Origin of the sequence: Mesorhizobium sp. KR2-14 (assembly GCF_040049255.1) — a bacterium.
GTDB lineage: Bacteria > Pseudomonadota > Alphaproteobacteria > Rhizobiales > Rhizobiaceae > Pseudaminobacter.
This window is the reverse complement of record NZ_JBDZDR010000005.1, coordinates 124419-150468: the sequence shown is the minus strand read 5'-3', so window position 1 is coordinate 150468 and position 26050 is coordinate 124419. Positions and strand designations below refer to the sequence as shown.

General features: G+C 61.8%; 26 protein-coding genes and 4 pseudogenes. 17 read left to right on the top strand and 13 right to left on the bottom strand.

Features of this window, described 5'->3' with window-relative positions; genetic code table 11:
- Positions 1–593: 593 nt before the first annotated feature.
- Positions 594–1268 carry a lytic transglycosylase domain-containing protein gene (locus ABLE86_RS15080; RefSeq protein WP_348779768.1) on the top strand — a complete coding sequence of 225 codons (675 nt, stop codon included), beginning with the start codon at positions 594–596 and terminating at the stop codon, positions 1266–1268.
- Positions 1269–1275: 7 nt separating this feature from the next.
- Positions 1276–1485, top strand: a pseudogene (locus ABLE86_RS15075) (TrbC/VirB2 family protein); the annotation flags it as partial.
- 39 nt (positions 1486–1524) lie between these two features.
- Here the strand turns inward: ABLE86_RS15075 and ABLE86_RS15070 are convergent.
- The 7 genes and pseudogenes from ABLE86_RS15070 to ABLE86_RS15040 all read right to left on the bottom strand — a co-directional run.
- Positions 1525–1992: pseudogene (locus ABLE86_RS15070) on the bottom strand (IS6 family transposase); the annotation flags it as partial.
- Between the two features lie 142 nt (positions 1993–2134).
- Positions 2135–3622: a tripartite tricarboxylate transporter permease gene (locus tag ABLE86_RS15065; protein WP_348779767.1), complete on the bottom strand. Its 1488-nt coding sequence runs from the start codon at positions 3620–3622 to the stop codon at positions 2135–2137.
- Between the two features lie 9 nt (positions 3623–3631).
- Positions 3632–4102: a tripartite tricarboxylate transporter TctB family protein gene (locus ABLE86_RS15060; protein ID WP_348779766.1), complete on the bottom strand. Its 471-nt coding sequence runs from the start codon at positions 4100–4102 to the stop codon at positions 3632–3634.
- Between the two features lie 67 nt (positions 4103–4169).
- On the bottom strand, positions 4170–5135 hold the full coding sequence (locus ABLE86_RS15055; RefSeq protein WP_348779765.1) for a tripartite tricarboxylate transporter substrate binding protein: 966 nt from the start codon (positions 5133–5135) through the stop codon (positions 4170–4172).
- Between the two features lie 95 nt (positions 5136–5230).
- Entirely contained in the window at positions 5231–5557 is a 327-nt protein-coding gene (locus ABLE86_RS15050; protein ID WP_348779764.1) for an SDR family oxidoreductase, read from the bottom strand.
- Positions 5529–5981 carry an SDR family NAD(P)-dependent oxidoreductase gene (locus ABLE86_RS15045; RefSeq protein ID WP_348779763.1) on the bottom strand — a complete coding sequence of 151 codons (453 nt, stop codon included), beginning with the start codon at positions 5979–5981 and terminating at the stop codon, positions 5529–5531. Before ABLE86_RS15045 ends, ABLE86_RS15050 begins: the two co-directional genes overlap by 29 nt.
- Before the next feature lie 31 nt (positions 5982–6012).
- Positions 6013–7140 (bottom strand): iron-containing alcohol dehydrogenase, encoded by a 1128-nt coding sequence (locus tag ABLE86_RS15040; RefSeq protein ID WP_348779762.1) that lies wholly within the window; start codon positions 7138–7140, stop codon positions 6013–6015.
- A 448-nt stretch (positions 7141–7588) separates the two neighbouring features.
- On the opposite strand from ABLE86_RS15040, the gene ABLE86_RS15035 reads away from it, so the two are divergent.
- The 13 genes and pseudogenes from ABLE86_RS15035 to ABLE86_RS14975 all read left to right on the top strand — a co-directional run bounded on the left by ABLE86_RS15035 (position 7589) and on the right by ABLE86_RS14975 (position 16021).
- Positions 7589–9109 carry an aldehyde dehydrogenase (NADP(+)) gene (locus ABLE86_RS15035; protein WP_348779761.1) on the top strand — a complete coding sequence of 507 codons (1521 nt, stop codon included), beginning with the start codon at positions 7589–7591 and terminating at the stop codon, positions 9107–9109.
- 43 nt (positions 9110–9152) lie between these two features.
- Positions 9153–9905, top strand: a pseudogene (locus ABLE86_RS15030) (IclR family transcriptional regulator); the annotation flags it as partial.
- 458 nt (positions 9906–10363) lie between these two features.
- The gene (locus ABLE86_RS15025; RefSeq protein WP_348779760.1) at positions 10364–11143 is read left to right on the top strand and encodes an SDR family oxidoreductase; all 780 of its coding nucleotides are present in this window, start codon (positions 10364–10366) and stop codon (positions 11141–11143) included.
- A gap of 10 nt (positions 11144–11153) precedes the next feature.
- Positions 11154–11618, top strand: a complete 465-nt coding sequence (locus ABLE86_RS15020; protein WP_348779759.1) for an SDR family NAD(P)-dependent oxidoreductase — start codon at positions 11154–11156, stop codon at positions 11616–11618.
- Entirely contained in the window at positions 11615–12031 is a 417-nt protein-coding gene (locus ABLE86_RS15015; protein ID WP_348779758.1) for a VOC family protein, read from the top strand. The genes ABLE86_RS15020 and ABLE86_RS15015 overlap by 4 nt, the downstream gene beginning before the upstream one ends.
- Positions 12032–12302: 271 nt before the next feature.
- Positions 12303–12533 carry a Gfo/Idh/MocA family oxidoreductase gene (locus ABLE86_RS15010; protein ID WP_348779757.1) on the top strand — a complete coding sequence of 77 codons (231 nt, stop codon included), beginning with the start codon at positions 12303–12305 and terminating at the stop codon, positions 12531–12533.
- Between the two features lie 4 nt (positions 12534–12537).
- On the top strand, positions 12538–13095 hold the full coding sequence (locus ABLE86_RS15005) for a hypothetical protein (RefSeq protein WP_348779756.1): 558 nt from the start codon (positions 12538–12540) through the stop codon (positions 13093–13095).
- Positions 13092–13223: a hypothetical protein gene (locus ABLE86_RS15000; RefSeq protein WP_348779755.1), complete on the top strand. Its 132-nt coding sequence runs from the start codon at positions 13092–13094 to the stop codon at positions 13221–13223. The genes ABLE86_RS15005 and ABLE86_RS15000 overlap by 4 nt, the downstream gene beginning before the upstream one ends.
- Positions 13224–13245: 22 nt before the next feature.
- Positions 13246–13950: pseudogene (locus ABLE86_RS14995) on the top strand (IS6 family transposase).
- A gap of 183 nt (positions 13951–14133) precedes the next feature.
- Positions 14134–14433 (top strand): DUF1778 domain-containing protein, encoded by a 300-nt coding sequence (locus ABLE86_RS14990; protein WP_348779754.1) that lies wholly within the window; start codon positions 14134–14136, stop codon positions 14431–14433.
- Positions 14434–14435: 2 nt separating this feature from the next.
- A complete protein-coding gene (locus ABLE86_RS14985) occupies positions 14436–14948 on the top strand; it encodes a GNAT family N-acetyltransferase (RefSeq protein WP_348779753.1) in 513 nt (170 codons plus the stop codon).
- A 127-nt stretch (positions 14949–15075) separates the two neighbouring features.
- Complete coding sequence (locus tag ABLE86_RS14980) at positions 15076–15432, top strand: hypothetical protein (RefSeq protein WP_348779752.1); 357 nt, start codon at positions 15076–15078, stop codon at positions 15430–15432.
- A gap of 130 nt (positions 15433–15562) precedes the next feature.
- On the top strand, positions 15563–16021 hold the full coding sequence (locus ABLE86_RS14975; RefSeq protein WP_348779751.1) for a hypothetical protein: 459 nt from the start codon (positions 15563–15565) through the stop codon (positions 16019–16021).
- Between the two features lie 3 nt (positions 16022–16024).
- On the opposite strand, the gene ABLE86_RS14970 is transcribed toward ABLE86_RS14975, so the two are convergent.
- The 3 genes from ABLE86_RS14970 to ABLE86_RS14960 all read right to left on the bottom strand — a co-directional run bounded on the left by ABLE86_RS14970 (position 16025) and on the right by ABLE86_RS14960 (position 19547).
- Positions 16025–17020 carry a TRAP transporter substrate-binding protein gene (locus tag ABLE86_RS14970; protein ID WP_348779750.1) on the bottom strand — a complete coding sequence of 332 codons (996 nt, stop codon included), beginning with the start codon at positions 17018–17020 and terminating at the stop codon, positions 16025–16027.
- A 314-nt stretch (positions 17021–17334) separates the two neighbouring features.
- Positions 17335–18345 (bottom strand): cupin domain-containing protein, encoded by a 1011-nt coding sequence (locus tag ABLE86_RS14965; RefSeq protein WP_348779749.1) that lies wholly within the window; start codon positions 18343–18345, stop codon positions 17335–17337.
- A gap of 257 nt (positions 18346–18602) precedes the next feature.
- Positions 18603–19547: a 2-hydroxyacid dehydrogenase gene (locus tag ABLE86_RS14960; protein WP_348779748.1), complete on the bottom strand. Its 945-nt coding sequence runs from the start codon at positions 19545–19547 to the stop codon at positions 18603–18605.
- Between the two features lie 475 nt (positions 19548–20022).
- On the opposite strand from ABLE86_RS14960, the gene ABLE86_RS14955 reads away from it, so the two are divergent.
- Both ABLE86_RS14955 and ABLE86_RS14950 read left to right on the top strand, forming a co-directional pair.
- Complete coding sequence (locus tag ABLE86_RS14955) at positions 20023–21150, top strand: iron-containing alcohol dehydrogenase (protein ID WP_348779925.1); 1128 nt, start codon at positions 20023–20025, stop codon at positions 21148–21150.
- A gap of 38 nt (positions 21151–21188) precedes the next feature.
- Positions 21189–21935 (top strand): SDR family oxidoreductase, encoded by a 747-nt coding sequence (locus ABLE86_RS14950; RefSeq protein ID WP_348779747.1) that lies wholly within the window; start codon positions 21189–21191, stop codon positions 21933–21935.
- Between the two features lie 85 nt (positions 21936–22020).
- Here the strand turns inward: ABLE86_RS14950 and ABLE86_RS14945 are convergent, their stop codons facing one another.
- The 3 genes from ABLE86_RS14945 to gspD form a co-directional block, all read right to left on the bottom strand.
- Positions 22021–22920 carry a hypothetical protein gene (locus ABLE86_RS14945; RefSeq protein WP_348779746.1) on the bottom strand — a complete coding sequence of 300 codons (900 nt, stop codon included), beginning with the start codon at positions 22918–22920 and terminating at the stop codon, positions 22021–22023.
- Between the two features lie 81 nt (positions 22921–23001).
- A complete protein-coding gene (locus ABLE86_RS14940) occupies positions 23002–23562 on the bottom strand; it encodes an A24 family peptidase (protein ID WP_348779745.1) in 561 nt (186 codons plus the stop codon).
- Positions 23559–25688 carry a type II secretion system secretin GspD gene (gene gspD, locus ABLE86_RS14935; RefSeq protein WP_348779744.1) on the bottom strand — a complete coding sequence of 710 codons (2130 nt, stop codon included), beginning with the start codon at positions 25686–25688 and terminating at the stop codon, positions 23559–23561. The genes ABLE86_RS14940 and gspD overlap by 4 nt, the downstream gene beginning before the upstream one ends.
- Positions 25689–26050 lie beyond the last annotated feature (362 nt).

The following is a 26050-nucleotide window of genomic DNA, read 5'->3' as shown; positions in this document are numbered from 1 at the left end:
GACAACTTGACGAATCCCCCTCGGCGGCCAGCCAAGGGCGTTTCTGACGAGGGACTTGCATGAAAAATGCAGTCATTCTGGCACTTTCCGGGGTTTTACTATGCGTTGTACACGTTTTCGTCTTCCAAAGCGCGTGGAGATGACTGGGGCTGCCAAGTTCTCCTGTGCTTTCGAACCCCGGCGGTCCTACCCAATACGCCGAGTGCCGTCCGCCGATAGAGCGGCTTTGGTCGCATCTTGCCAAGGCACGATCCTTTCCGATCTGCGGCGGTGTCGGCTTCACTACGTCCAAACCCCGCTATGAGCCCTATTATGGCGATGCTGGCTTCCGGCTGGCCACCAAAAACGGCGATCGCGGGCGCGATGAAGTGGGCTGCATATCGACGGAGCCCAGGATCGTTAACAACGAAATATGTAGGAACGATAATAGCGGCGGAGGGGACGGTGCCCCGGAATCCGGCCTTTGGCATTTCGAGGTCGGACGGCGACTGTGCAAGGCCTTCGTGACGGCGCGTCCCCATGTCCGTGAGCAGCCGCGATATGTTGATGTCACGATCAACGGCGTCGGCCGGCAACGCGTGTGGTTCTAGGCCATGCCGGTTGCCTTTCTCGATCTCGCTCATCAATGCGCGCCGCGGATCGCCACGGAGACCCTTGCGGCCGTCATAAGCATCGAAAGCGGATTTCACCCCTTTGCGATCCGCATCAATTCCGATCATCCACTCGCCGACCAGCCGAGAACTAGAGCCGAAGCGATCGAGACGGCAACGTTACTGATTGCGGAAGGCCATGATGTCGATCTTGGCCTCGCCGGAATCAATTCAAGCAACCTCGGGCGGTTGGGCCTTTCGGTCAGTGACGCGTTCGATTTCTGCCTGAACCTCAAGGCAAGTGCGTCGCTGCTCGATGGCTATTACCGTGCGGCGCTACAGACCGGCGCAACGCAGGCACAGGCCGAGACCGTGATGCTGCGTTCCTACTACGGCCATGGCGACGCCTTGGTCGGCGAGATGGTCGGCTACGACAGCCAAGTGCTGGCGAAAAGAGACCGCCTGGCCGAACGCCTTGCGACCATCGAGATCGTGGAGGAGAATCCGACCGAGCCGCCAGCGCTCGTGCGGGCAGAAGAGCCAGTCGCCGCCTCAACCACCGGCACTGTGTCGGAGCAAACCCCGCAACGCCCACAAGTGTCGATCCCGCAATGGGACGTCTTCAAGTCGGGGCGGCGATCCTCCGCCCTCGTCTTTTCCAACGAGCAAAAGGAGTAATGAACACATGAGTCTGCCGGCAAGCATCAGGTCGGTCGCAACAATCGCGACGATGACGACCGTATTCTCTCTGGCCCTGATCGAGCCAAGCTTCGGCCAGGCGGGCGGGATCGAAAGCGTGCTGCAGAATATCGTCAACATGCTGACCGGCAATGCGGCGCGGCTGCTGGCCATCATCGCCGTCATCATCGTCGGCATCGCCTGGATGTTCGGCTACCCTGCCCCGCTGCAAAGCCGCGCTTCGGCCAGAACTCACATGTTCGACATCCGGCATGGTCTGGCGTCTCGCGGCGCCATATGAGCGCAGCTTGTCGGTCACGACACGCTTTGGCGAAGCGCCCTGCTTCTTCAAAAGACGAATGAGCAGCCGCTTGGCTGCCTTCGTGTCGCGACGGGTCTGGACAATCTCGTCGAGAACATAGCCATCCTGATCGACAGCGCGCCACAGCCAGCATTTCCGGCCATGGATGCGAACGACGACCTCGTCGAGATGCCAGACGTCGTCCCGTGCGGGCGCCTTCCTGCGCACGCGACGAGCGTAGTCAGCACCATGCCTACTTGCCCATCGGCGAATGGTCTCGTAGGAAACGACGATCCCGCGTTCCAGCAGCAATTCCTCGACATCGCGCAGGCTCAGCCCGAACCGGTAATAAAGCCAGACGGCATGAGCAATGATCTCTGCCGGAAATCGATGGTTCTTGTAGGTGGCGACAGCTTCAGACATGACCCTTGCCTTACCGTCAATCCGTTAACGCAGAAGCAATGTGACAGCCCCCCACCCCCCAAGAACTGCTCACTCGGGGCGTCTCTCGCGCGATCAGCGATATTCTGAAGGTTAACCGATCGCCTAGCTCAAGACACTCCATTTATGCCGCCACTGGTTTCGGCCGCATCCAGGAATAGATGATTGAAACCCAGATCGCGCAGAACAGCACGAAGATGGCGAATGCGACGGGGCGATTTACAAATGCAAGAAAGTCGCCCTGAGATTTGATCAGCGTCGAGATGAGGTTCTTCTCAAGGATCGGCCCAATGACGATGCCCAGCACACAGGGGGCGATCGGAATTCCGTTTTCCTCCATCAGGTATCCCACAATGCCAAAGATCAGCATGATGGTGACGCCATAAACGGCATTGTTGGATGCAAAGGCCCCGACGATGCAGAATATGAGGATCAGAGGCATCAGGACCTGCTTGGACACACGCAGGATGTTCTTGGAGAACTTGATGAGACCCCAGCCGAGCGGGATCATGATCAGGTTGGCGAGAATGAAGATGAGAAAGACCGCATAGATCGTCTGCGGATTGAACAAGAAAAGGGTCGGTCCCGGGTTCATGCCCTTCACGTAGAGAACGCCTATCACGATTGCGGTGATTGTATCGCCAGGTATGCCGAATACGAGCGCTGGTACCCAAGCGCTCGAAAGCGATGCATTGTTAGCCGCACCCGCCTCGATCACGCCCTCGACATGGCCGTCGCCATATTTCTCAGGCGTCTTCGAAAAGCGCCGGCTGACGGCGTAGCTGACATAGGCCGCCACGTCCGCACCTGCACCCGGAAGAATGCCGATCGCCGTACCGGTGATGTTGCCGCGAATTGACTGTCTCCAGAATGTCTTCAGCATGTAGCCCCAATCGCGGAAGATATTGCCAACGGTCTTGGGGGCCTGCTCCACGCCGCCGCCGCCACTAAGCACGGTGCGCAGGACTTCCGAGATTGCAAAAATGCCGATCATGACGGGAATGAAGTCGATGCCCGCCAGCATCTCGGTAGAGCCGAACGTAAGGCGCGGTACTCCGGCCGGGTTATTGAGGCCGACCGATGCGATCGTCAGGCCAATGAACAGGCTCAAAAGGCCACGCGCAGGGCTCGACGTTCCCATGAACACCGCGCAGGTGAGGCCCAGCAGTGCCATCCAGAAATATTCCTGCGACGAGAACTTCATCGCAAATTCTGCAAGCGATGGCGCGGCGAAGATGAGCACGAGCGTGCCGAAGAGACCACCGAGGGCGGAGAAGAGAACGCAGGCGCCAAGACCGAGTTCTCCCCGGCCGTTCTGCGTCAGGCGATAGGTATCTTCGACGTAGGCCGCCGACGCGGGCGTGCCAGGAATACGCAAGAGAGCACCTGGAATGTCGCCCGCAAAGATTGCCATCGCGGAGCAGGCGACCATTGCGCCAACGGCCGCGACCGGCTCCATGAAGAAAGTGAGCGGTACCAGCATCGCCGTTGCCATGGTTGCCGTGAGACCCGGAATAGCGCCGACGATTAGTCCGAAGATCGATGCTGCCAGAACCGTCAGTACGACGTTCCACGTTGCGACCAATCCGAAAGCTTGGAAAATGACGTCCATGCGCGCCTCCTACCAGGGCAGCCGCGGCATGATGCCGGAATGCAGGGGCACCAGCAGCATCGTGCGGAAAATAAAGTCGCAGACAAAGGCAGCGATGATAGCGAGGATCGCAGCCTTTGCGGGATGAACCTTCAGGATTAGAAACATCGAGAATGCGATGACGATTGCCGTGGGGATGAAACCAAGGCTGCGCGAAAAAAGGATGTAAAACACGATCAGCAAGATCGTCGCCGTAGCGCCGGCCAGCGCACGTGGACTGCGTATCTCCTCGGACAGTTGGATCGGGGGTACTGTGCCGTTTCGAGCGCCCGAGTAGATGAGCTTTGCCGAGCAGGCGATCATAGCAATGCCGATGAACAGCGGGAACGTCGCCGCGCCGTATTGCTGGCCGGGGATTGTCGGGAGCCGGTAGGAATACCAGGCGAGCGCTATGCCTGCCAAAAGGAAGATGGCTCCCAGCATCTTGTCGCTGAAACGCATGGGTGAACCTCGATCGCAAAAGAGAAGGCAGGCCCACCTCAGCGGGCCTGCGTTTCAAGCTGAATGCTTACTTGGCCAGGCCGATCGCCTTCATCGTCTCGCCGAAGTTCACGTCGTTCGTCGCCATAAAGTTTCCGAACTCTTCGCCCGGAAGGAAGCGTGCACCAAACCCCTGAGCGCCCATGAACTTGTGGTAGTCCTCGCTCTTGTAGATGGCATCCAGTGCACTGATCAGGCGAACGCGAATATCATCCGGCAGGCCCTTCGGCGCAACGATGCCGCGCCATGCGCCAAACTCCCAGTCAGAACCTGTCTCTTCCTTGAGCGTCGGCACGTTGTCGAAGAGCTTCGAGCGCTCGTGGCTCATATAGGCGAGCGACTTGACGCGACCTGCCTCAATGAGCGCGCGTGCTTCGACAAGCGACGACGGGACGATGTCGGTGCCGCCAGCGAGCAACTCCTGAAGGCCGCTGGCAGCGCCATCGCTCGGCACCCACGTCACCTTCGACGCATCGATGCCTTCAGCGTTGAGCATGCCGGCAATTGCAACGTGCCAGCTCGAGCCCTGCCCGCTCCCAGTCGCGCTGAAGGTGGCGGCCGGCGAGTCTTTGATCGCCTGCAGCAGTTCGCCGACCGTCTTGTATTTCGAATCTGCCGCGACCTGTACGCCCGCAGGGTCTGTGTTCATCAGCGCCAGCGGCGTATAGACCTGATAATTGAGCTCGGTTAGACCGAGCCAGTGCATAAGGTTGACCTCAGTGGTCGCTAGACCAATCGTGTAGCCATCTGGCTCCGCATCGGCCATAGCAGAGTGGCCCACGACGCCCGAACCGCCGGTGCGGTTGACAACATTGACCGGCTGGCCGAGTTCTTTCTCAAGGCCGACCGCGATGACACGCGCCACCGCATCTGTCCCACCGCCTGCGCCCCAGGCTACGTAAAGGGCAATTGGCCGGTCCGGATAATCAGCAAGTGCGGGCACGGCGGTTGTCGACAGCAGGATTGCTGTCAGGATGCTCTTGGTCAGTTTCATTTTCTCTCCTCCCGAGATTTTCTGTCTGACTAGGGATCTGTCTAACTCTCAGCCTTTCCTGTCTTTCCCCTCAACTGAATGTGTGAGCGCCGATGTCAAAACCCACCGGACACGGTAATCGTTGTGCCGGTGACAAAGCCCGACCCTGGCGATGCGAGCCAAACCACCGCGCGTGCAATGTCTTCCGGCTCAGCAATCCGGCCCATGGGGGTTTGTGCGGCAATCTTTGCCGGACGTGCGGGATTTCCCCCCTCGGTGTGAATGCGCGTGTTGGTCGTGCCGACGCGAATTGCGTTGACGCGGATCCCCTCCGGGGCGAGTTCCTTGCCGCTTCCGGCTGTCAGGCTCTCGACCGCGCCTTTGGAGGCAGCGTAATGGACATATTCATTGGGACTACCGAGCATTGCGGCAATCGATGACATGTTGATGATTGTGCCCCCCGGCACCCCCGTGGCGCGTCGACATGCGGAGCGCGGCCTGCTGGGTACAGTAGAAAGGCCCGAACGTATTAATCGCAAACGTGGCCGCCAAAACGTCAGGTGAGAGCTCCTCGATCCGGCAAGCTGCCCCGATAATGCCCGCGTTATTGACGAGGCAGGTTAGCTGGCCGAGCCGATCATCACACTCGTCGAACAGGCGCCGCACGTCATCATGATCCCCTACATTTGCTGACACCGCCACAGCCCTGACGCCGATCTCCTCGCATTCGGCGACGACCCTGGCAGCCGCTTCATGATCGCTGCGATAGTTGACGCAAATATCGAATCCTTCGGCGGCCAGCATGCGTGCGCTCGCCGCGCCAATGCCGTGGCTTGCACCAGTGATGAGCGCGATTTTCCGTGTCATGACCGACCCTCCACCGCCATTGTCCCCGCCTCTACATCACGCTCTCGAGGATCGCGGCATAGTCGTCATGGCTGAGCGGCTTCGGATTTGTCTGGTGGCTGTGGTCGGCCAGTGCGCGCTCGCACGTCCATTTGAAGACATCACGGGTGACGCCGAGTGTCGAAAGCTTGGTGGGAACGCCAAGCTTAGCGTTCAGCGCGTCCAGCGCGCCGGCCAGCGGAGTTGCTCCAAGACCAGCCACCTCCTGCAATCGCGTGATCTTCTTCGCGGCCGCAGGGTCCTCGGCGTTCACACGAAGCACTGGCGGCATCAGAATCGCATTGAGCGTGCCATGGTGCAGCTTCAATTCCTTCAATCCGCCGAGGGCATGGCTGAGGGCATGCACGGCACCAAGACCCTTCTGGAATGTGAGGCCACCTTGTAGCGCACCCATCATCAGTTCTTTCCGCGCTTCAATGTCCGAACCATCGGCAAATGCCTTTGGCAGCGCGTTCCAGATGCGCGCAAAACCATCGACGGCGATCGCTTCTGCGGGCGGATTGTAGCGCGGTGACAGATAGGTCTCGATGCAGTGCGACAGCGCATCAAGTCCGGTCGCCGCCGTCAGGAACGGTGCCAGGCCGAGCGTCAATTCGGGATCGCAGATCGCCCGGCGCGGGATCAGATAACCGCTGATGAAACCTAGCTTGCGCCCGTCGTCGAGCGTGATCAAAGCTGCGCGGCCAACCTCGGAACCGGTCCCGGCAGTCGTCGGCACGGCAATCAAGGGGGCGACCGCGCTGGTGATTTTCGGGATGCCGCCGAGGATTGCGGCGTACTGCTCGAGCTCGCCGCCATGGGTGGCAAGAAGCGCAATGCCCTTAGCGAGATCCATCGGCGAGCCCCCGCCGATGGCAACGAGGCCATCGCATTGATTGGCACGGTAAACTGCGAGCGCTTCTTTGACTGCGCTTTCCGTCGGGTTTGTCGGCACGTCCAGGAAGGTCGGCGCAGAGGCGAGACCAGTTAGCTGCGGATGGTCGAGCAGCCCCGCGGCCTTGATGCCATGGTCACTTATGACCAATGGTTTCGTGATCCTCAGATCGTTCATCGAAGGATCGAGGGACGAAATCGCGCCAATGCCGAAACTGATGCTCGTCAGATAGTTGATGAGATCCATATCCCCTCCGCAGTGCCTTCCCGATCTGCGGGCGCACCAAACTATTGTCCGCGCAGCAGCTGCACGGCGTCTCAATCAGACGGATCTAGTTCAGATCTGCTTTTGATCCGATTAGTACAAATTGCAGCCGGAAAGGTACGCCCCTGCCGTGTAGCCCGTGATAGACATTCATCCTCCCAATGAAGACACGATTGCGCAAGCACTCTCGATTCTCTCTTGGCAGGCCCTGCCTACTATGTGGACGATTTGCCCACGCAATCGTTGCCGAGCTTTGCCGATATGTCAATATGGCAATTTTCTGATCAAATTTGACGTAAATTATTCTGTTGACACCACGATCGGTCGATGCCAATCAGCATATGGATCAAGTGACCACATGGTGGGCGCCCAGCCGCGGATGAATACTCTGTGAAGCGTTGAATTACTTGAGCGATCGCAGGAGCAATGCATGTCCTACACCCCGCACGGAAAACACCTGATTGCCGGATCGTGGCGGGCAGGCAGTTCGACCTTTAAGTCGTCGCCAGCGACCGGCTCATCGCACGCCTTCAGCGTCGGTACGGTTACAGACATTGACGATGCTTGCCGTGCGGCGGAGGAGGCGTTCAAGACCTACGGTTATCTACCGGCGACGGTCCGCGCAGAGTTTCTCAATGCCATTGCCGACGAGATTGACGCCCGCGCCGATGCGATCACCCAGATCGGCACCGAAGAGACAGGCCTGCCGGAAGGCAGGCTGATTGGCGAGCGTGGGCGTACGACCGGCCAGCTACGCCTCTTCGCGCAGCATATCCTTTCCGGTCAGCATCTCGACCGTCGCCATGATGCGGCACTGCCAGATCGCAAGCCCGCACCGCGCCCGGATATCCATCTTATGCAGCGCCCGATCGGCCCCGTCGCGGTGTTCGGTGCTTCGAACTTCCCACTGGCCTTTTCAACGGCGGGTGGCGACACGGCAGCAGCGCTGGCTGCCGGTTGCCCGGTCGTGGTGAAGGGCCATTCGGCCCATCCTGGCACCGGCGAGATCGTCGCAGATGCCATCGATGCGGCACGGCAGAAGCTGGGCTTGCACCCCGGCGTCTTCTCCTTCGTGCAGGGCGGCAATCGAGAGGTTGGCGCAGCGCTTGTTCAGCATCCGATGATCAAGGCTGTCGGCTTTACCGGTTCGCTGCGGGGCGGCCGCGCACTGTTTGATCTCTGCGCCGCACGGCCAGAGCCGATCCCCTTCTTCGGCGAGCTTGGCTCCATCAATCCGATGTTCCTTCTACCGCATGCAGTCGAGGCACGCGGGGCAGCGATAGGCGCGGCATGGGCAGACTCGCTCGTCATGGGCGCAGGGCAATTCTGCACCAATCCTGGCGTTGCCTTTGCCATCGAGGGCGCAGGTGTCGACACCTTGCTGAATGTCGCCACCGAAAAGCTGCGCGCAACAGCAACGCAAACCATGCTCACCGATGATATCGCGTCGGCCTATCATCGCGGTGTTGCGGAGGCGCTGGATACAGCGTCCGCCGAAATCCTCGTGCGCGGAGACAGCGGCAGCCGTAACGCCGCGCCAGCCTTCATCAAGGTATCCGCCGACACTTGGCGCGCCAACACCAATCTTGCTCACGAGGTCTTCGGACCGTTCGGTATTGCCGTCGTCGTCCGTGGTGCCGACGAGATGCTTGAGCTTGCGCGCGCTTTCGAGGGCCAGCTGACAGCAACTCTGCATCTCGACAGCGAAGATATGGCGCTCGCCAAGCGTCTTCTGCCGGTGCTGGAACGCAAGGCTGGCCGCGTTCTTGCTAATGGCTTCCCCACCGGCGTCGAGGTCTGTGACGCCATGGTCCACGGCGGGCCCTATCCGGCCTCAACCAACTTCGGCGCGACATCCGTTGGCACGCTATCCATCCGGCGTTTCTTGCGACCGGTTAGCTACCAGAACTTGCCCGAGGCACTCGTCGCAGAACTCGACGCCCGCGCCTGAGGTAGGGAGCGAGCGCACCTGGCGTCTGAGGGAACGCGTTACCATGAATGAGCATGCACCCGCATCGAATGGAAAAGCTGCGTCTGGCGCGGTTCAAGGCACTGCCGCTTTCCCGAAGTTCATAACCGTGCTTCAGGCCGCCGCCGACAATCCGAGCCAGCTCGACATCGGCAAGCTGCCCCGCCAGGTACAATTCCCACGCGGCACAACCTATCGAATCATTGCGGGGCTGATCGCAGAAGGGCTCGTCACACAGGACAGCGAGAGAGGCACGTTTGCTCTTGGCAACCGACTGATCCTGCTCGCCTCGCGTACGTGGGAAAGGTCTGACCTTCGCACCACGGCCCGCCCCTTTATCGAGGCGCTGCGCAATGCGACCAACAAGACGGTTCACTTAGCTGTGCCAAGCGGCGACGGCATGGCGTATATCGACAAGCTCGAAAGCCCGAACGCCGTTCGCATGATGACGCGTATCGGAGCACGCGTCGAATTTCACTCGACTTCCGTCAGCAAGGCTTATCTAGCTGCACTGCCAGACGAGCAGGCGCGCGCCATCATCGCAACGCTGCGCCTCCCGCGCTTCACCGCACACACCTTCACTGATCCGGACGCGTTCTACGGCGAAATCTGCAAGACGCGGGCGCGCGGCTATTCCTGCGATCACGAGGAGAACGAACCGGACATTCGTTGCTTTGGCAGCATGATCTATGACCGCTCCGGCCAGCCGGTCGCCTGCGTCAGCATTAGCATCCCGCTTTATCGCTATTCAGAGGACCGACATCGCGAATTCGCCGAGCCCTTTGCCAGCGTCGACGCGCAGACCCGCATGACCTTGCAGGAGGAACTCGCCCGGATCTGGGAAGAGCGCCGGCCGACGGTAGTGTTCATCCCGCATGACGTGCCGGAGGCTGTGTTCCTCGCCAACAAGGTGGTGGTGCTGTCCAAGGGACACGCGCTTGCCGAGGTCGACATTCCGCTCGAGCGGCCGCGCTCATGGGACAAGCTCAACGAGGACGACCGGTTCAAGGCGCTGTCCAACCAGGTCCTGCAAGCACATCGACGCGAAGCCGATCGTGGCGGTTATGGAGAGCAATCCGGAACTGTTCTCCGATCTCCAGCCGATCCCCACGGACGCGTTGATCGGCGAAGGCTATGTCTTCACGCCCATGGACTAAGTAACGGTATTGTCCCGCCGCCGCACCGGCGGCGGGGCATGATTTCAAGCGCCAAGGCGGCAGAACGGGAATTTTCGAGATGGATCTGGGTATCAAGGGCAAGACTGCCATCGTCTGCGGCGGCTCCAAGGGCCTCGGCCGCGGGTCGGCCGAAAAGCTGGCGGAAGCAGGCGTGGACATCGTGCTCAACGCTCGCTCCGAGGGTCCGCTCGAGCAGGCCGCCAGCGAAATCGCAGAGCGCTATGGCGTAAAGGTGACACCGGTCGCAGTGGACGTCACCACCCCGGAAGGCCGCGCGAAACTGCTCGAGGCGGCGCCCGCACCCGATATCCTCGTCAACAATGCCGGCGGCCCGCCGCCCGGAATGTGGCACCAATGGGGTGAGGTCGAGTGGCAGGCGGCGATCCGTGCGAACATGCTGACGCCGATCCATCTTATCACGGCGGTGCTGCCGGGCATGATCGAACGGCGCTGGGGCCGCATCGTCAACATCACGTCGGGCTCGGTGAAGTCGCCCATACCGGCGCTCGGCCTGTCGGGCGCGGCGCGCAGCGGCCTGACTGGCTTCGTGGCCGGCACGTCGCGGCAGGTTGCGCGCCATGGCGTGACCATCAACAACCTGTTGCCCGGCCAGCACGAGACCGCCCGCATTGAATCGCTGATGAACAACACCGCGCGGGACAAAGGCATCAGCGTCGAGGAAGCGCGCAAGGCGGCCTACGACGCGAATCCTGCGGGCCGCTTCGGCACCACCGAGGAATTCGGCGCGGCTTGCGCGTTCCTGTGCAGCCAGTATGCCGGCTATATCGTCGGCCAGAACATCCTGCTCGATGGCGGCGCCATCAACACCACGCTGTGAGTAGGCGAACATGACCGGCCATCATTCCGGCGCACCCGATCCGCGATGGGCCGCGCCGTTCTTCACAGGACGCCGCGTGCTCGTCACGGGCGGCACCTCCGGCATAGGAGCAAGGATCGCGGCTGGCTTTGCTGGCGCCGGCGTCGTCGCGACCGGCGCCACCGCCACGGAAATCGATGCCGCGAAAGCCGTTGACAGAGCGGGCGTCGATTTCCGCCGGCTCGACATTCGCGACAGGCAGGCGGTGGATGACGCGCTGAATGCGCGCCTTGGTACACCGCGAACGCTTTCGCAGCTCGGCGTCACGCGCGACGTGTTCGACTGGACCTGCCAACGCGCACTCGCTGACCATAATCACCAGACGAACCCGCGCTTTGAGCGCGCAGGACTACGCCGCGATCTTCGAAAGCGTGATGTGACACTGGCCAGGAACTCCGGTCCACGTCATTCAAGTCATAAAGGTTTCCTTCGATGAACTACGGTTTCCATCACGTTCACATCAAGACGCACGACCCGAAGGGGGTGGCCGACTGGTTCGGCAAGGCCTTCGGGTTCGAAATCGTCATCGACGCGGCACGGGAGAGCGGCGACCGGATCATCCGGTGTGCGCTGGGCGGCAATCATCCCCCCTTCGTGGTGATTTCAAACCCCGTACCCGGACAGGATCTGCCGGAAGGCCGCACGCATCAGTCGCTCGGCCTGGAGCATTTCGCGCTGACCACCGAAGATGTCCCGGCAGAGGTTCAGCGTTTGGTCGAGCTCGGCGCCGTTCTCCTTGACGGTCCCGAAACCTCACCGAATGGAACCGTCATGGCATTTCTTGCGGTGCCTGGCGACGTGCGGGTCGAACTCGTCCATTTCCCGGCGAGTATACGGCACGACGCGTGACGCACTCGAGGCGCTCTTCGCGCACGGGTACCTCAACGACGATGCGCTGACGCTCCCAGCCCCTGGGACGGGCAGCCTGGAGCACGGGCCCCATCCGTCCACCCCGGAGACACGACTCAGGCTCTGACCGGAGGATGAAGCCCGGCCAGAGCCTCGCATAGAGACCGCGGTCGAGGTTGCCGCCTCTGATCTTCATCATGCACGCGGCCAGGCGGCCGCGTCGTCAACACGGAGAACAGCAGTGACCATATAGCGTTATGGCGTCGGCATTGTGGGCTTGCAACTCGGACGAAGCTGGGGTGCGGTCGCGCATGTTCCGGCGCTGCGTGCCATGTCCGACGATTACGAGATCGTGGGCGTCGCTAACACAAGCCGCGCCAGCGCCGAGGCGGCAGCCGCGGTCTGCGGCATCCCTCGCGCTTTTGCCGATGTCGCCGAACTAGTGGCGTCTCCGGACGTCGATGTCGTCACGGTCACGGTGAAGGTGTCCGCACCACTTTGAGATCGTGAAGGCGGCGATTGGCGCAGGCAAGCACGTCCATTGCGAATGGCCGCTTGGCAATCGGCTAGCCGAGGCGGAGGCAATGGCCGGCCTTGCGCGGGGCAAGGGCGTCCTCGGCGTGATCGGAACCCAGGCGCGCGTAGCGCCAGAGATCGAGCATCTGCGTCGCTTGATCACCGACCGCTTCGTGGGCGAGGTGCCGTCGACCACCTTGATCGGCAGCGGCGGGACCTGGGGCCCCGAGGTGGATCAGGCGAATGCCTACGTGCTCGACCGGGCCAACGGCGCTACCATGCTGACGATTCCCTTCGGCCACACCATGGCGGCGGTCCAAGCCGTCCTCGGCGAAGTCGCCGAGCTGTCGGCGCGCCTGGCCACTCGGCGCACTGCCGCGCCTGTCGTCGAGACGGGCGAGACCAGGCCGATGACCGCGCCCGACCAGGTGCTGATCGAGGGCGTGCTTGCGAGCGGGGCGCCGATTTCCGTCCACTATCGCGGCGGCGTGCCGCGCGGCACGGGTTCTTGTGGGAGGTCAACGGCACCGAAGGTGACATCCAGGTGACCGGCGCCAACGGCCATGCCCAGTTGGTGCAGCTCACGCTCCAGGGCGCGCGCGGCGACGAGAGGAAGCTGCGGCCGCTCGACGTGCCAGAGGCCTATACGGGCATCGTAAAGTTAACCGGTGGCTGATGAAGCTTTGCGAAGAAGCGGCATGACCAAGCCTGCCTGTGATCCGCTATATCGCCGCCACCGCTTTCCTGCCCGTGCGGTGTAGCTCTATTTCCGCTTTCTACTCAGCTTGCGCATGGTCGAGGATTTGCTGGCCGCCCGCGGCATCATCGTTTCCCATCAGACAATCCGGAACTGGGCAGAGAAGTTCGGACGCAAGTTTGCTAATCAGATCAAGCGACGATCTGCCGGCCGCCTCAGCGACAAATGGCACCTCGACGAAATGGTCGTCACCCATTGCCGGCAAGAAGCGGTGGCTCTGGCGGGCCGTCGATCAGGACGGCTTCGTCCTCGATGTTCTGGTGCAAAGCTGCCGGAATGCCAAGGCGGCAAGACGCTTAATGCGCAAGCTCCTGAAAGAAAAGGGCCATATTCCGCGCGTGCTGATCACCGACAAGCTCGGTTCCTATGCCGTGGCCGGAAAGGAGCTGATGCCGAGCGTCGAGCATCGCCGGCACAAGGGATTGAACAATCGGGCTGAAAACTCACACCGCCGATCCGACGACGGGAACGGATCATGAAGCGCTTCAAGTCACCGGGCCAGCTTCAGCGCTTCGTCTCCATCCACGATCCGATCGCCAACCTGTTTCACTTTTCCCGCCACACCCTTTCGTCCTTCGACAATCGTGAGCTGCGCAGCGCTGCTATGGAAACCTGGCGTGCGATCGCGCACGTGGCAACCGCCTGACAAGCAGAGCGCGGTGGGATAGTCTGAGCCACTTATTTATAACTTTACGGTGCAGTCGGAACTGCGCGACTACGGCTCTGGGTGCATTTGAACCCCGAAGCAGCATAAACCTCGAACAGTGATCAGATTGGTCGTATTGCATTTAGCGATACGCGCTATTATCTTGCGTTCAAGGAGATAGCCATGGTCAGCACCGCAGAGCGCAAGGAATACCCGATCTCGATGCGCCTCCCCGAGGCAGACGTCGCGATGATAGATCGCGCGGCTAGCCTGCGTGGCCGCTCTCGCACGGATTTCGTGCGGGACGCCGCCGTGCGCGCCGCGGAGGAAGTTGTGATGGAGCAGGGGCTGATCCGTATGAGCCCCGAAGGATTCGCCGATTTCATGGACATCCTGTCCCGTCCGGCCGCTCCGGTTGCCGAGATGGTGGAGCTGGCCAGGCGGCCTGCCCCTTGGGAGCCCGGCTACATTCCGAAGCGGTAGCCGTGGCTTTATCGGCTCCCGAACCGCTCACCGCTGCGCATGACGTATCTGGCTTTTCCTGCGGAAAGCCTACGCTTGATCACTGGCTAAAGTCCAGAGCCCTCTCCAATCAGGAGAAGGGCTTCACTGCGGTTCTCGTCATTCACGAAGCAGGGCGTGTCGTTGGGTATTACGGGCTGGCGCCGACGGCGGTTGTCCCCTCCATCCTGACTCGGTCTATCCGCACGGGACAGCCACCCGATCCGGTCCCCTGCCTGCTTCTAGGCCAGCTTGCAATCGATACAGAATGGGCGGGACGAGGGATTGGCACCGGCTTGGTTAAGCATGCGCTCCAGCGTTGCATTCAGGCGGCGAGCCTCGTTGGTGGGCGTGCGCTAATGGTCAATGCTGTCGATGAGGAAGCGGCACGGTTCTGGCAGAGGCGAGGGTTTCTTCCGACGAAGGACGATCCGCTCGTCCTGTTCCGGTCCATCGCCGCAATCGCTGCCTCCCTCGCTGAAGAGACGGCCCGTTGAGCGAGCCTGCAGTGCAGAAAGGCGATACGCCGGTGGAGCCGGTCGATGACCTTCTCGCTACGAAATTCCTCGAATATCGAACTGTGCTTCGCGGAACTGCACGCTGCACGCCGTTCATGCCATATGGGTGTGGTTCCGAACGCCGCAGACCATCCGGCTGGATGCCAAGTTCGGCTTGCCGCAAATGGCCTATCGGGATCTGGCCGATGAGGCTGCACGAGACCTTGCCAATGACATCAATCACCTGATCGATGTAACGGCGAAGCTCGAAGCATGGCAAACGGTCATGTTTGGCCTGGACCTCCGGCAGAAGAATGAAATCCTGCACGAGTTCGTGCAGGATCTGGCCACCATGGCCCTTCTGGGTCCCTATACCCTCAAAGCAAGGTTCTATTTCGCGGTCGCTTACCTATCACATCAGGCGAATGCAGTACTTTTGCGTGAAGAATGGGCAGACAATTTCTCGACACTGCCTGAGGCATAGAGACCGACGACGTCTCGGGTGTTCGAAGGATTGATGTTGTCTGCAGCCTCCGCCGAGTTCGTCCATTGCGTTCTGATGCACGGTCATTCTGGTTTTTTTCCTGCTGCCGCTGTTCGCCTGATGGGAACAGTTGTCTGCTGAACCGAAAGTCGAACTGCCCTGCTTGGGACAAAAGTTTTCGAAGGTGACGATGGCCCAGCGGTTCTGGCGCAAGGCCAGCTTTCGCATCCAGCCGGTCCTCTCGCCGAACTTGGCGCGGCACCAAGCGCCGTCGGTCGCCATCAAGCACAGTTCGGTCGTGACGCATGTTTGCGTCGGCACCACGCCGACCACCTCGGCGTCGTCGCGCGCCTCGGCACGGACGTTCAGGTTGACTAGGACCTGCACGCTGGAAGCGACGATGCCGGGCACCCCGACGCAGGACGTCGGATTGAGGCGCAAGGGCAACGTCAACTTGTTGAACCTTAACGTCCGAGACGAGTCCTGGACCGCGCGCACTGCCTACGGCTTCAAACTGAATCAGACACACCAATGCTTCAGGAAATGGACGCAGGAGCAGGCGAACCAGGCTCCGGCGCCCCAAACGTGACCTTTACGGCTTGGCAACCGCCGCCATGGCGGCGCGCGCCTGCTCGACGAGATGGACGCCGATCTTCTCGCTGTACTCATCCACGACGGGCGCAACGCGCTCGCGCATCGTTGCGAGGGCTTCGGGCGTGGGTTGGGTGATCTTGAAGCCTTTCGCCGCGAGCTCCTGCTCCAGCTCCTCGGCCGACTTGCGAGAAACTTCCCGCTGGAAAGTTGCCGATTCCTTTGCGGCTTCCATCACGAGCTTCTTGTCTTCATCGGAGAGGCTTCCAAACCACTTCTGGCTCGCGAGGAGAACGAACGGCGTATAGACATGGCCCGTCTTGGCCAGATGGCTCTGAACCTCATAGAACCTTGCGGTGTAGATCAGGGCGTACGGCGTTTCCTGAGCATCGACAGCGCCATTTTCGAGGGCACTGTACAGCTCAGGCCAGGGAAGCGGCGTCGGATTGGTTCCCAAAGCCGTCCAGGTCGCAAGGAACAAGGGGTTGGGAATGACGCGGATGTTGATCCCGCTCATATCCTCCACCGTGTTGATGGGACGAACCTTGTTAGTCATGTGGCGGAAGCCGTTGTCCCACCAGGCCAGCCCCACGATGCCGGTCTTTTCCTGCAGCTGCGCGAACAGCTGCTCGCCGACCGGCCCGTCCATAACGGCGTCCACCGCGGCGAAATCCTTATAGAAGAACGGCAGGTCGAAGATCATGAACTGCGGAACGACGCCGACCAGGTTCGGCGTCGGGCCAACCATGATGTCGATGAAGCCAGCCTGAACCGACGCCTGCATCTCGGGCTCGCTGCCGAGCACGCCATTGCCGAATGTTTCGATCTTGATGCGCCCGCCGGTCTTCTCCTCCACCAGCTTCGCAAAATGGCGCGAAGCCTGTCCGACCGGATGATCTTCCGTGGGCACGTAGCCCAGGCGCGGATTCTGGGCCATCGCCGGAGCGGCGGCCAGGAGCCCTCCCACTAGTGCCGCAGTTAGAAGCAGTGCTTTCATGATATAACCTCCCAAGGATGGTTCACGGGTACCAGGATGCAGGGACTGTCACCACTGAGGAACAGGACCGGCGGTAACGAGAATGGCCAGTTCGGCCAAGAGGAACGGTTTGGCGCCCTCGGCAACTGAAGCGAAGGATACGCTTCTTGTGCTACGGCGCCGAAGACGGCCCCGGCCGGCGGTGTGATCAAGCCAAAGCTTCGGTCACGAGGAACGTGTCACCCCCGAGCACACCAGCTCGATGCCTGCGCCTTCACCGATGGTCAACGAGACCAGCGGCCCGCCCTCGCGATGAGGACGGGCCGTCGGCAAGATCAATCGAGCCAGCCCTTGCCCGAGACCGGGGGCACTGGGGGGTTGGGCTGCGTGGCAGTCGGCGGCCAGTTATGCGTGCCGGTCGGGAAGGGATTGATGGCAATCCGCGTGTCGAACCCCGGACAATAGTTCGCTGCAGAATGCCAGCGGCCGGCCGGGACATAGACGATATCGCCAGCTTCTGAGACGAAGGGGTCCAGACCTTCGATGTTGTACTGTATCTGACCTTCCATGATGAACCAGAATTCAGCATAGTTGAGGTGCCTGTGGCCGAGCGCCGTAGGGGACTGCATGTTGCAGTTGAACGCCTGGCCGCGGATGGCGTTCACGAACAGCCCGGGGGCGGACACGAATGCACCCGCCGACGGCGCAGCAAGGTAATTCCTGTGCTGCACATTGTTCACTAGCGTAGTACCGTTCGTGGAATAGTTGTTAAGAGCTTCCGCACCCGGATCCTGCCGCGTCAACTGCCAGCTGTGGCCCGGCTGCGGCTTCGGCAAGGTTGCGGATTCCTGCTCGTAGGTGATCGTGGCGTCCGCGGTGAAGACCTCGAAATGCAGGGACGGCACCGCGCCGACGTTCTTCATCTGGAACCGCGTGCGTGCAGGCACCTGGACCATCGAGCTCTTGGTGGCGACGAACGTGTTGGTCGTCGCCGGCGTGTTCCCGATCGTGAACTCGACCTCGCCCTCCCAGACGATGAAGGCCGCGCGGGTGTCCGATATGAACATGGCCGGCGACTGGTCACCGAGCGCCAACTGCACCCATGAAGCCTGCAGGTGCTTGTCGCTGACGACCTGCTCGTGCCAGGTCTTGGACTGTTTGGCGGCCGGTATCTTCTGGCGAACTTCCGCTAGCGTCGTGCGGGGCTTGTTCGGGGCTTTGTATGGTGCCGGCGCCACCGTCTTTGGCGTCCAGGTGAATACCTGCTGCGCGTGGGCGCCGGTGGTCGTGAGCGACCCCATCGCCAGCGCGGCCGCGATGGCCAAGCTCCCCTTCAAAAACTTCATGACAGTCACTCCTCCGTTTTCTAGTTGACGAACTAGGACATCGCGAACCCGACCCATAACCCAAACCTCTCTCTGGGAACGCGTCCATAATGTGGACTAAATGTCCAACATCTAATGATGGCCAGACTATAAACAGATTGTCAACGCGTCTTCGCCGCAATTCCTGCTCATTGGTTATATGCTTGCCACTTGGGTTGACGCTGGGGCCGCTGCCGGCGGTGGCGGTGTCCGAGGCCGGGTGAGCGATCGGATGCCGCCTAGGGTACGGGTGTGAGCGCCGCTCCGCTCCGGAACCAGGCGATCACGTTCTGGGCCACCAGATCCGCCATTGCGGTGCGCGTGGTGACCGAGGCCGAACCGATGTGCGGCAGGATCGTCAGGTTATCGAGCGCCAGCAGGTCGTCGGAGACGTTGGGCTCGTCCGCGAGCACATCGAGGCCGGCGGCGGCAATGGTTCCCGTGCGCAGGGCACTGATCAGGGCATCCTCGTCCACGACGGTTCCGCGGCCGACATTGATGAACACGCCGTCGGGCCCGAGCGCGGACAGCACCTCGGCGTTCACGCTCCTGGCAGTCGACGGGTCGCCGGGAACGATGGAGATCAGGACGTCGACGGCACTGGCGAGTCCGACCAGTGAAGGAAAGTAGTCGTACGCGACTCCGTCCGCCGGGCGCCGGCTGTGATAGGCAATGGGAAGCCCGAATGCTTCAATTCGACGGGCGATGCAGCGGCCGATTCGCCCCATCCCGTAGATGCCGACCTTGCGATTGCGAAGCGTCAGGCGGCTGAGAGGATAATCCGATGATTTCCACCGGCCCTCGCGAACAAAGGCTGCGGCCTTTGGTATCTCGCGCACGACACTGATAAGGAGCCCCAACGTAAGGTCGGCGACCTCTTCGTTCAGGACATCAGGGGTGTTCGTGACGACGATGTTCCTGGTGCGTGCGTAGGCAGCGTCCACCGCGTCGTAGCCGACGCCGTAGCTGGCGATAATCTCCAGGTTCGGAAGGGCGTCGATGAACTGGTGATCGATTCTGGTGCGACAGGCCACGCCGCGGATCGAAGCCCGTACATCCGGGGACAGATGGGCGTGAATGTCACAGTCGGGGGTTTCGACCAGGTTGAAATACGTTCCGAGAATGCTGCGGGCATGCTCGTGCATCCAGCCTGGTATCAGCACGGTGGCGGCGGATTTCGACAAGGGTTTTCCTTCCGGTTCGGGGGTGTCACCGCGAGCGCGAACCGCCGCAGATGAATTAGTGGTTGTCGCGTGGGAGGCCCTTGGATCGCGCAAGGCACCGATAGTGACCGTCGACCAGATCTCTGCTTCGAGTTCGCGGCGCCGACTGGCGAGTTTCCCCCGGCCAAATCAGCATGCGGCGCGCCCATGCCATCTCCTCCAAGGCCGTCGCCCAACTGCCCATAATGTGGTCACTTTGTCCATTAATTGGTAGCGGCTTGCGACTTCTTTGTCAAGCCGACGCGCGCCTCACGACCACAAGTGGAGCTTGACAAGTGCAGAGTTCCGCCTCAGATATCTGGGCAGAGTGTCCATATGATGGTCAGGCTTGCCTAGGTGGTCGCGCGGCCGTATGCGGCGGCTGCGGGAAGTGTGCCGAATGCCAGACGTTGGCTGCAGCGATGCAGATGGGCTGAATATCAAGGAGAGCGGCAGCGTGCATACTATAACTTACCTTACCAATATAAGCTTCGGGCTTGGAGCCTCCGATTCATTGGCAGAAATACTGCGCGAACTCGGCGTATCGCGCCCACTGGTCATCAGTGATCATGGCGTCAAGTCTGCTGGTCTGCTAGAGCGCCCGGGCTTCGCATTCCTGAACACGGCGCCGGTTTTCCTGGACGTGCCCACCAACCCGACCGAGAGCGCGGTCGCTGCGGGTCTCAAGCTGTACAGGGAAAGCGGCTGCGATGGAGTAGTCGCGATCGGCGGGGGATCTCCGATCGACCTGGCCAAGGGCGTGGCGCTGCTCGCCACGCATGACGGTGAACTCGAGCGCTATGCGGCGATCCTGGGCGGGGTGGCACGCATCACTCCCGCGGTGGCGCCGCTCGTGGCCATCCCGACAACGGCGGGCACGGGGTCCGAGGTCGGGCGTGCGGCACTGATCACGCTGGACGACGGGCGGAAGCTCGGATTCATCAGCCCCCACCTCATCCCGCGCAGGGCGATCTGTGATCCGGCGTTGACAATGGGTCTTCCGCCGGCACTGACGGCTTCTACGGGTCTGGACGCCCTGTCGCATTGCATAGAGACCTACCTGTCCCCCCGCTACAATCCGCCTGCCGAGGCAATTGCCACCGACGGGTTCAAACGCATCTGGAAGGCCTTGCCTGTCGCCTATGCAGACGGCGCGAACGCGGAGGCGCGGACCGAACTCATGATGGGTGCCCTCGAAGGGGGCATGACGTTTCAGAAGGGCCTCGGAGCCGTCCATGCACTGAGTCACGCCCTGGGCGGTCTCAAGGAGGCGAAGCTTCATCATGGGACGCTCAACGCAATCCTGATGCCGACCGTCCTTCGGTGGAACGTGGACGTTGAAGCTGCGGCTCAAAAGGTCGCCCACCTTGAACGCCTGGCGGGACTTGAAGGGACAACCCTCGCAGATGCACTGGACGAGTTGAACAGTCGGTTGGGGATTACACCCAAACTGTCCGAACTTGGGGTGCCCCGCCACGTCATCGATTGGGTGTGTGAGCGAGCCATTGCAGACCACAGTCACCCCACCAATCCACGTCCCCTGACCAAGGAAGACTACGCCGCGATCCTCGAGGCCGTTTTCTAAGCCGGAACGCCCCAGAGCAAGACGGAGGAGGTAATTCCGTGAGACCTATTGTAATCGTGACGGGTGCGAGCCACGGCATCGGCGCCGCAACGGCTCGGCTGTTCGCCGCCGAAGGCTATGATGTTTGCATAAACTATCTTTCGGACACCGCCGCAGCGTCCGAAGTCGTCGAGGCCTGCAAGGCCGCTGGCGCCCGTGCTATCGCCGTGCAGGGAGACGTGGGCAAGATGGAGGATATCCAGGCGCTGTTCAGCGCCTGCGACGATGAACTTGGGCGAGTGACCTGCCTGATCAACAATGCCGGGATCATTGGGAAAGCCGGCAGGATAGAGGAGCTGGAGCCTGCGGTTCTGGAAACCGCCTTCAGGATAAACGTCTTCGGGGTCATCTACTGTATCCAGGAGGCCGCGAGACGCATGTCCACCCGCAGGGGCGGTCAAGGCGGGACGATCGTGAACATGTCGTCGCTGGCCGCCTTCCTCGGCAGCCCCAACGAATATGTCCACTACGCCGCCACCAAAGGGGCAGTGGAATCCATCACCTTCGGTGCGGGCAAGGAGCTGGCACCCGAGGGCATCCGCGTCAATGCCATCCGTGTCGGGACCACCAACACGCGGATACACACACAAGGCGGAAATCCCGAGCGCCCAGCCAGGATTGCGGCGGCAACGCCCATGGGGCGGATCGCGGAGCCCGAGGACATCGCGCGCGCGGCCCTGATGCTCGCGTCTCCCGGTTCCGGATTCATGACAGGCACCCTGATCACGGTGGCCGGGGGGCTCTGATGCTCTGCGGTCGGGAAATCTCACAGAGAGTGCCGGGCTGACCCGGCACTCCTGCCGAGGCCGGTCGCGTCTCGTCCAAGGACGTTCAGTCCAGCTCGATTGCCGCGCGACGCCAATCAAGCACTCTGTAAGGTGCTTCGTCCGCGTTCGATACAAGCATCAATGCCTCGAACGATTCGCTGTAACCCGACTGCAGGGTCGTCTCGAGAACGACGCGCCAACTCGGTGCCTGCGCCAGCGTGTTGAAGGCTACCGCCCCTAGCGACTGGTCGAGCTGCTCGCGCGACAGGCGGCCGGCGTTGAAATCCCGAATCGCCTTTCGCACCGATGGCGGCAAGCCAGGAATCTCGCCCAGCAGTGCATCATCAAGCGCTACCAGACGAACTCCGGACAGGCCGGAGGAGACAGTGACATAGCGCTCGATGGCGATGGCCATGTCGGGCGTTATTCCCGGGAAGGCGGCGAGTTCGGAGACCGTCTGAAACAGCCTTATGTCGTCCCCAGCCCGCTGTGGAGCGGAACCGGCCGGCTGTCCGTTCAGCGGAGTCGGCCCGGCGCGGTGGCCGATGATCTTTGTCGCCAGATCGTCCGCGGTTCCGGGAGCGGCGCCGGCGGCTCGCAACGCGCCAACGATCAGCGGCCGCTCGGCGGTGTTGAGATCGATCCGCAAGGCTTCATTTGTCGCAAAGACGGAAGCGACCCCGGCCGGCAGGGTGATCGTGGACGATATCTGATCGCTCAGCGTGCCCACACCGTCGGGCGGGCCCGCGCGAATCTCGGCCGCGGCCCGCGAGAGCCCGGCTTCCGCCAGAATGCGCGCCGACGCCTTGTCTTCCGTGACGCGCACGCTGGCCACGACCCCGGTCATCTGCACGCGAAGGATAACGGCAAGGAATCCGAGGAAAATGATAATCCACAGGACGCTGACGAGGATTGCACCCCGCCGGCTCGTTGACGAGTTCACGCCCACTGCCGCAAGACCCATTTCGGCCCCATGCCTCGCCACGAAAAGTATCACCACGACCCCGGCGGAATCAAGACTTTGCCCACCCCGACCCAATCGATGTCACCATGCGGCGGGCAGCCACGCCCAGACGATGACCAGTGCCGGCGCGAGGAAGGTGCCGAACGGAACCTTCGCCATGGCACGCAACGGTCTGCGCAGGCGCATCGCCCGCAACGCGATGAAAGTCAGCGCGGCCGATGCGGCAAGCATGATCTGAACGCCGGTCCCGGAAATCCCAACGAGCAGTGCTGATGCCCCAAGCAGCTTGATATCGCCCATCCCGAGCCCGGTCTGCCCGCGCAGGCGCTCGTAAAACATATCAAAAAGCCACAGCGCCCCTCCCAGCAGCAGAGCGCCGCACGCACGCACGGCGAGTACCTCGGGGTCTCCCGACGCGAACAGCCACTCGGCAAACCCGACAAGAAGGATGCCAAGCGTGTAGCGGTCGGGTATGAGCATCGTCGCGAGGTCATGAACGGTGATCGCCGCCGCCAGCAGGCACAGCGCGGCCCAAGCTGCCAACGTGTATGTGGTTCCCCCGACGATTGGCGGGAACGTCACTGCCGCGGCGACGGACGCCACGATCACGATGGCCCGCGGCCGCGCCACGAATGTCTTCATTTGATGATCGTCTTGGTCGGCCGCCGCAGCGGTACGTTCCGGGACGGTTCGTTCATCAGCCGCAATTGCGACCGCATCTGCTCAGCCACATGTTGCGCATCCAGGCTGTCACGGATGACCTGTGGCCGGATCAGGATGATGAGTTCTGTGCGCGTCGCGGAATTCTGGTTTGACCGGAACGCGTCGCCTATCAGCGGAATGTCGCTGAGAACCGGCACGCCGTCGCGGCCGCGCTGCTGCCGTTCGCTGATCAGGCCGCCAAGCATCACGGTCTGGCCGCTCGTCACCGAAACCGTCGAGCTGACCTTTCGCTGCGATATGGTCGGCGTCAGGGACTGGGCCTGGCTGCGCTGGACCGAGCTGATCTCCTGTTCGATGACCAGGCTGATCGTGCCGTTGCCTGTGATGCGCGGGAGGACCTTCAGGATGACGCCGGTATTGCGGAACTCGACATTGTTGACGATCGGCGCCTGTGGATCGGTCACCGATTGCGCAGTGCGCGTCACGATCGGAATCTCGTCGCCGACCTGAAGCAGGGCCGGCTTGTTGTCGAGGACGACGACCGACGGCGACGAAAGTACCTTGACCTCGGTAACGCCGCGCAGGGCGTCGATGACGACGCGCGGCTCGGTTTCGGGGCCAAGCAGCAGGTTGAAGCCCGGAAGCGTTCGCGACAGCACGGCCCTGCCAGCTTCCTTGACCAGACCGAACGATCCGTTGTTGGCGCCCAGGCCAAGATCGCTGGATTTCAGGAAGAACTGCACGCCATAGCGCAACTCGTTGGTCAGGGTCACCTCGGCGATCGTCGCTTCGATGGCAACCTGCTCCTGCGGACGGTCGAGCGCGACGAGGGCCTGTTCGATGAGCCGCTGCTGATCGGGCCGCGCGAAGATGAGAATGGTGTTGTTTTCCGGGTTTGCGGTGATGCGCACGCCGTCTTTGGACAAGTTCGAGTTTTCCGCCCCGCCCGCGATCGGCATTTCATCCGCCATGCGCTGTTCCGGCGTCGCATCGGCTGACTGCGAACCGTTTGTGCCCTCATTCTGGCCGTCGGTCTGCGAGCCGGGCGGAAACTGCGAGGCCGGATCTTCCGAAGCCGACGATGCTGAGGCGCCGCTGAACATCGCGTTTACCATCGATGCAAGGCGCCGTGCCTGCAGGTGCTGTACTTTGTACACGCGCAAATTGGAGGCAGCCGCGTCGATCCGGTCGAGCCGCTGAATCCAGGTCGCGGCGCGCTGCAGCTGGTTGCGCGTCTTCGCCACCACCAGAATCGCATTGCTGCGCTCGATCGGCTGCACACTGATCGTGTTGCGTCCGCGACCGCCCGCCCCGATGTCGAGCACTCGGGTCAGTTCGGGCATTATGGTGGCCGCACTGGAATTGTGGACGGGGAAAATACCGACCGACTGGTCGGCCAGCCAGTCCTGGTCGAACGAGCGCGCCGCTTCGATCGCCGCGGTCCGCTCCGCCGCCGTCCCCTGGAAGATCAGCTGGTTGCGATCGGGATCCTCGCGCACCATGCCGGGACGGGCGACGAAGTTTTCGAGCAGCGGCAGGATCGTGCTGGCGGAAACGTTCTGCAGGGGCAGAACCGTGACGCCGTAGCCCGGCTGGACGGTGACGCCCTGATCGAGTTCGGCGCCGCCAAACGCTTCGTTCGCAGGCACCAGCCGCAGACGGTCGCCTTCGCGCATCATGGCCACGCCGTTGCTGCGCAGCGCGGACTCGAACATGGTGAGTATTTCCGGGGCTGGCGTTGGCGTCGACGTGGTGATCGAAACCTTGCCCGCGACCCGAGGGTCGATCGAGTAGTTGATTCCCAGCACTTCGCCCAGCACTGTGCGGGCCGCGACCTTGATTTCGGCCTCCTCCAGGTTGACCTCGAACTTTTCGCCGCTCAGCCGCTGGAGCGACTTGCGCTCGCTGGCAGTCAGCCGCTGTTCGTAGCCGTAGTAGATTTCACCCTGCCTGTTCTGCTGCGTACGGCCGAAGCCGAGATTCGACAGAAAACCGCCGCCGGAAGACTTGCGCGCACTCAGATCCGCGTTGGCGACCTTGTCTAGTGGGTCCGGCCGCGCGGCAACGTCTCCAAGATAATCACTAGTGGAAGTACACGCAGCCATTATCGCCAAGGCGAAGGCAGCCGAGCCTCTGCGAACCCACACGGCATAGACATTTGGAGTGCCGCCTTGCCGACCTACACTCACCCGCTCACCCAAGCGTACACGCGGCACCCTATAGTCGGAAAAGTACCGTTCTATGAAACGCCTGACAATCATAAAGCACTGCTTCCCACTTGCGCACAGTACACCTCGCCGATGTCGGTCAGCGGAGGCTCGGTGAAGAACTCGAACGTGTGCAGCGGTTCGACATCGACCTGCGCTCGCGATGCAATTCCTCCTGTGTCAGGGTCCCGCCGCCGTCCGCGGCAGGACCCTGTGTCATGTAGACGGAAAGGCCGTCGTCGAATGTTCCGTCTAACTCC

Bases quoted from the DNA above. Each gene is read 5' to 3' on its own strand.
- ABLE86_RS14990 (WP_348779754.1), top strand. From the start codon at position 14,134: ATGGTCAGCACCGCAGAGCGCAAGGAATACCCGATCTCGATGCGCCTC.
- ABLE86_RS15080 (WP_348779768.1), top strand. From the start codon at position 594: ATGCCGGTTGCCTTTCTCGATCTCGCTCATCAATGCGCGCCGCGGATC.
- ABLE86_RS15015 (WP_348779758.1), top strand. From the start codon at position 11,615: ATGAACTACGGTTTCCATCACGTTCACATCAAGACGCACGACCCGAAG.
- ABLE86_RS14970 (WP_348779750.1), bottom strand. From the start codon at position 17,020: ATGAAAGCACTGCTTCTAACTGCGGCACTAGTGGGAGGGCTCCTGGCC.
- ABLE86_RS14945 (WP_348779746.1), bottom strand. From the start codon at position 22,920: ATGGGTCTTGCGGCAGTGGGCGTGAACTCGTCAACGAGCCGGCGGGGT.
- ABLE86_RS15035 (WP_348779761.1), top strand. From the start codon at position 7,589: ATGTCCTACACCCCGCACGGAAAACACCTGATTGCCGGATCGTGGCGG.
- ABLE86_RS14940 (WP_348779745.1), bottom strand. From the start codon at position 23,562: ATGAAGACATTCGTGGCGCGGCCGCGGGCCATCGTGATCGTGGCGTCC.
- ABLE86_RS15045 (WP_348779763.1), bottom strand. From the start codon at position 5,981: ATGACACGGAAAATCGCGCTCATCACTGGTGCAAGCCACGGCATTGGC.
- ABLE86_RS15065 (WP_348779767.1), bottom strand. From the start codon at position 3,622: ATGGACGTCATTTTCCAAGCTTTCGGATTGGTCGCAACGTGGAACGTC.
- ABLE86_RS15060 (WP_348779766.1), bottom strand. From the start codon at position 4,102: ATGCGTTTCAGCGACAAGATGCTGGGAGCCATCTTCCTTTTGGCAGGC.
- ABLE86_RS14965 (WP_348779749.1), bottom strand. From the start codon at position 18,345: ATGAAGTTTTTGAAGGGGAGCTTGGCCATCGCGGCCGCGCTGGCGATG.
- ABLE86_RS15040 (WP_348779762.1), bottom strand. From the start codon at position 7,140: ATGGATCTCATCAACTATCTGACGAGCATCAGTTTCGGCATTGGCGCG.
- ABLE86_RS15025 (WP_348779760.1), top strand. From the start codon at position 10,364: ATGGATCTGGGTATCAAGGGCAAGACTGCCATCGTCTGCGGCGGCTCC.
- gspD (WP_348779744.1), bottom strand. From the start codon at position 25,688: ATGGCTGCGTGTACTTCCACTAGTGATTATCTTGGAGACGTTGCCGCG.
- ABLE86_RS15055 (WP_348779765.1), bottom strand. From the start codon at position 5,135: ATGAAACTGACCAAGAGCATCCTGACAGCAATCCTGCTGTCGACAACC.
- ABLE86_RS15050 (WP_348779764.1), bottom strand. From the start codon at position 5,557: ATGTCATCGATTGCCGCAATGCTCGGTAGTCCCAATGAATATGTCCAT.
- ABLE86_RS15020 (WP_348779759.1), top strand. From the start codon at position 11,154: ATGACCGGCCATCATTCCGGCGCACCCGATCCGCGATGGGCCGCGCCG.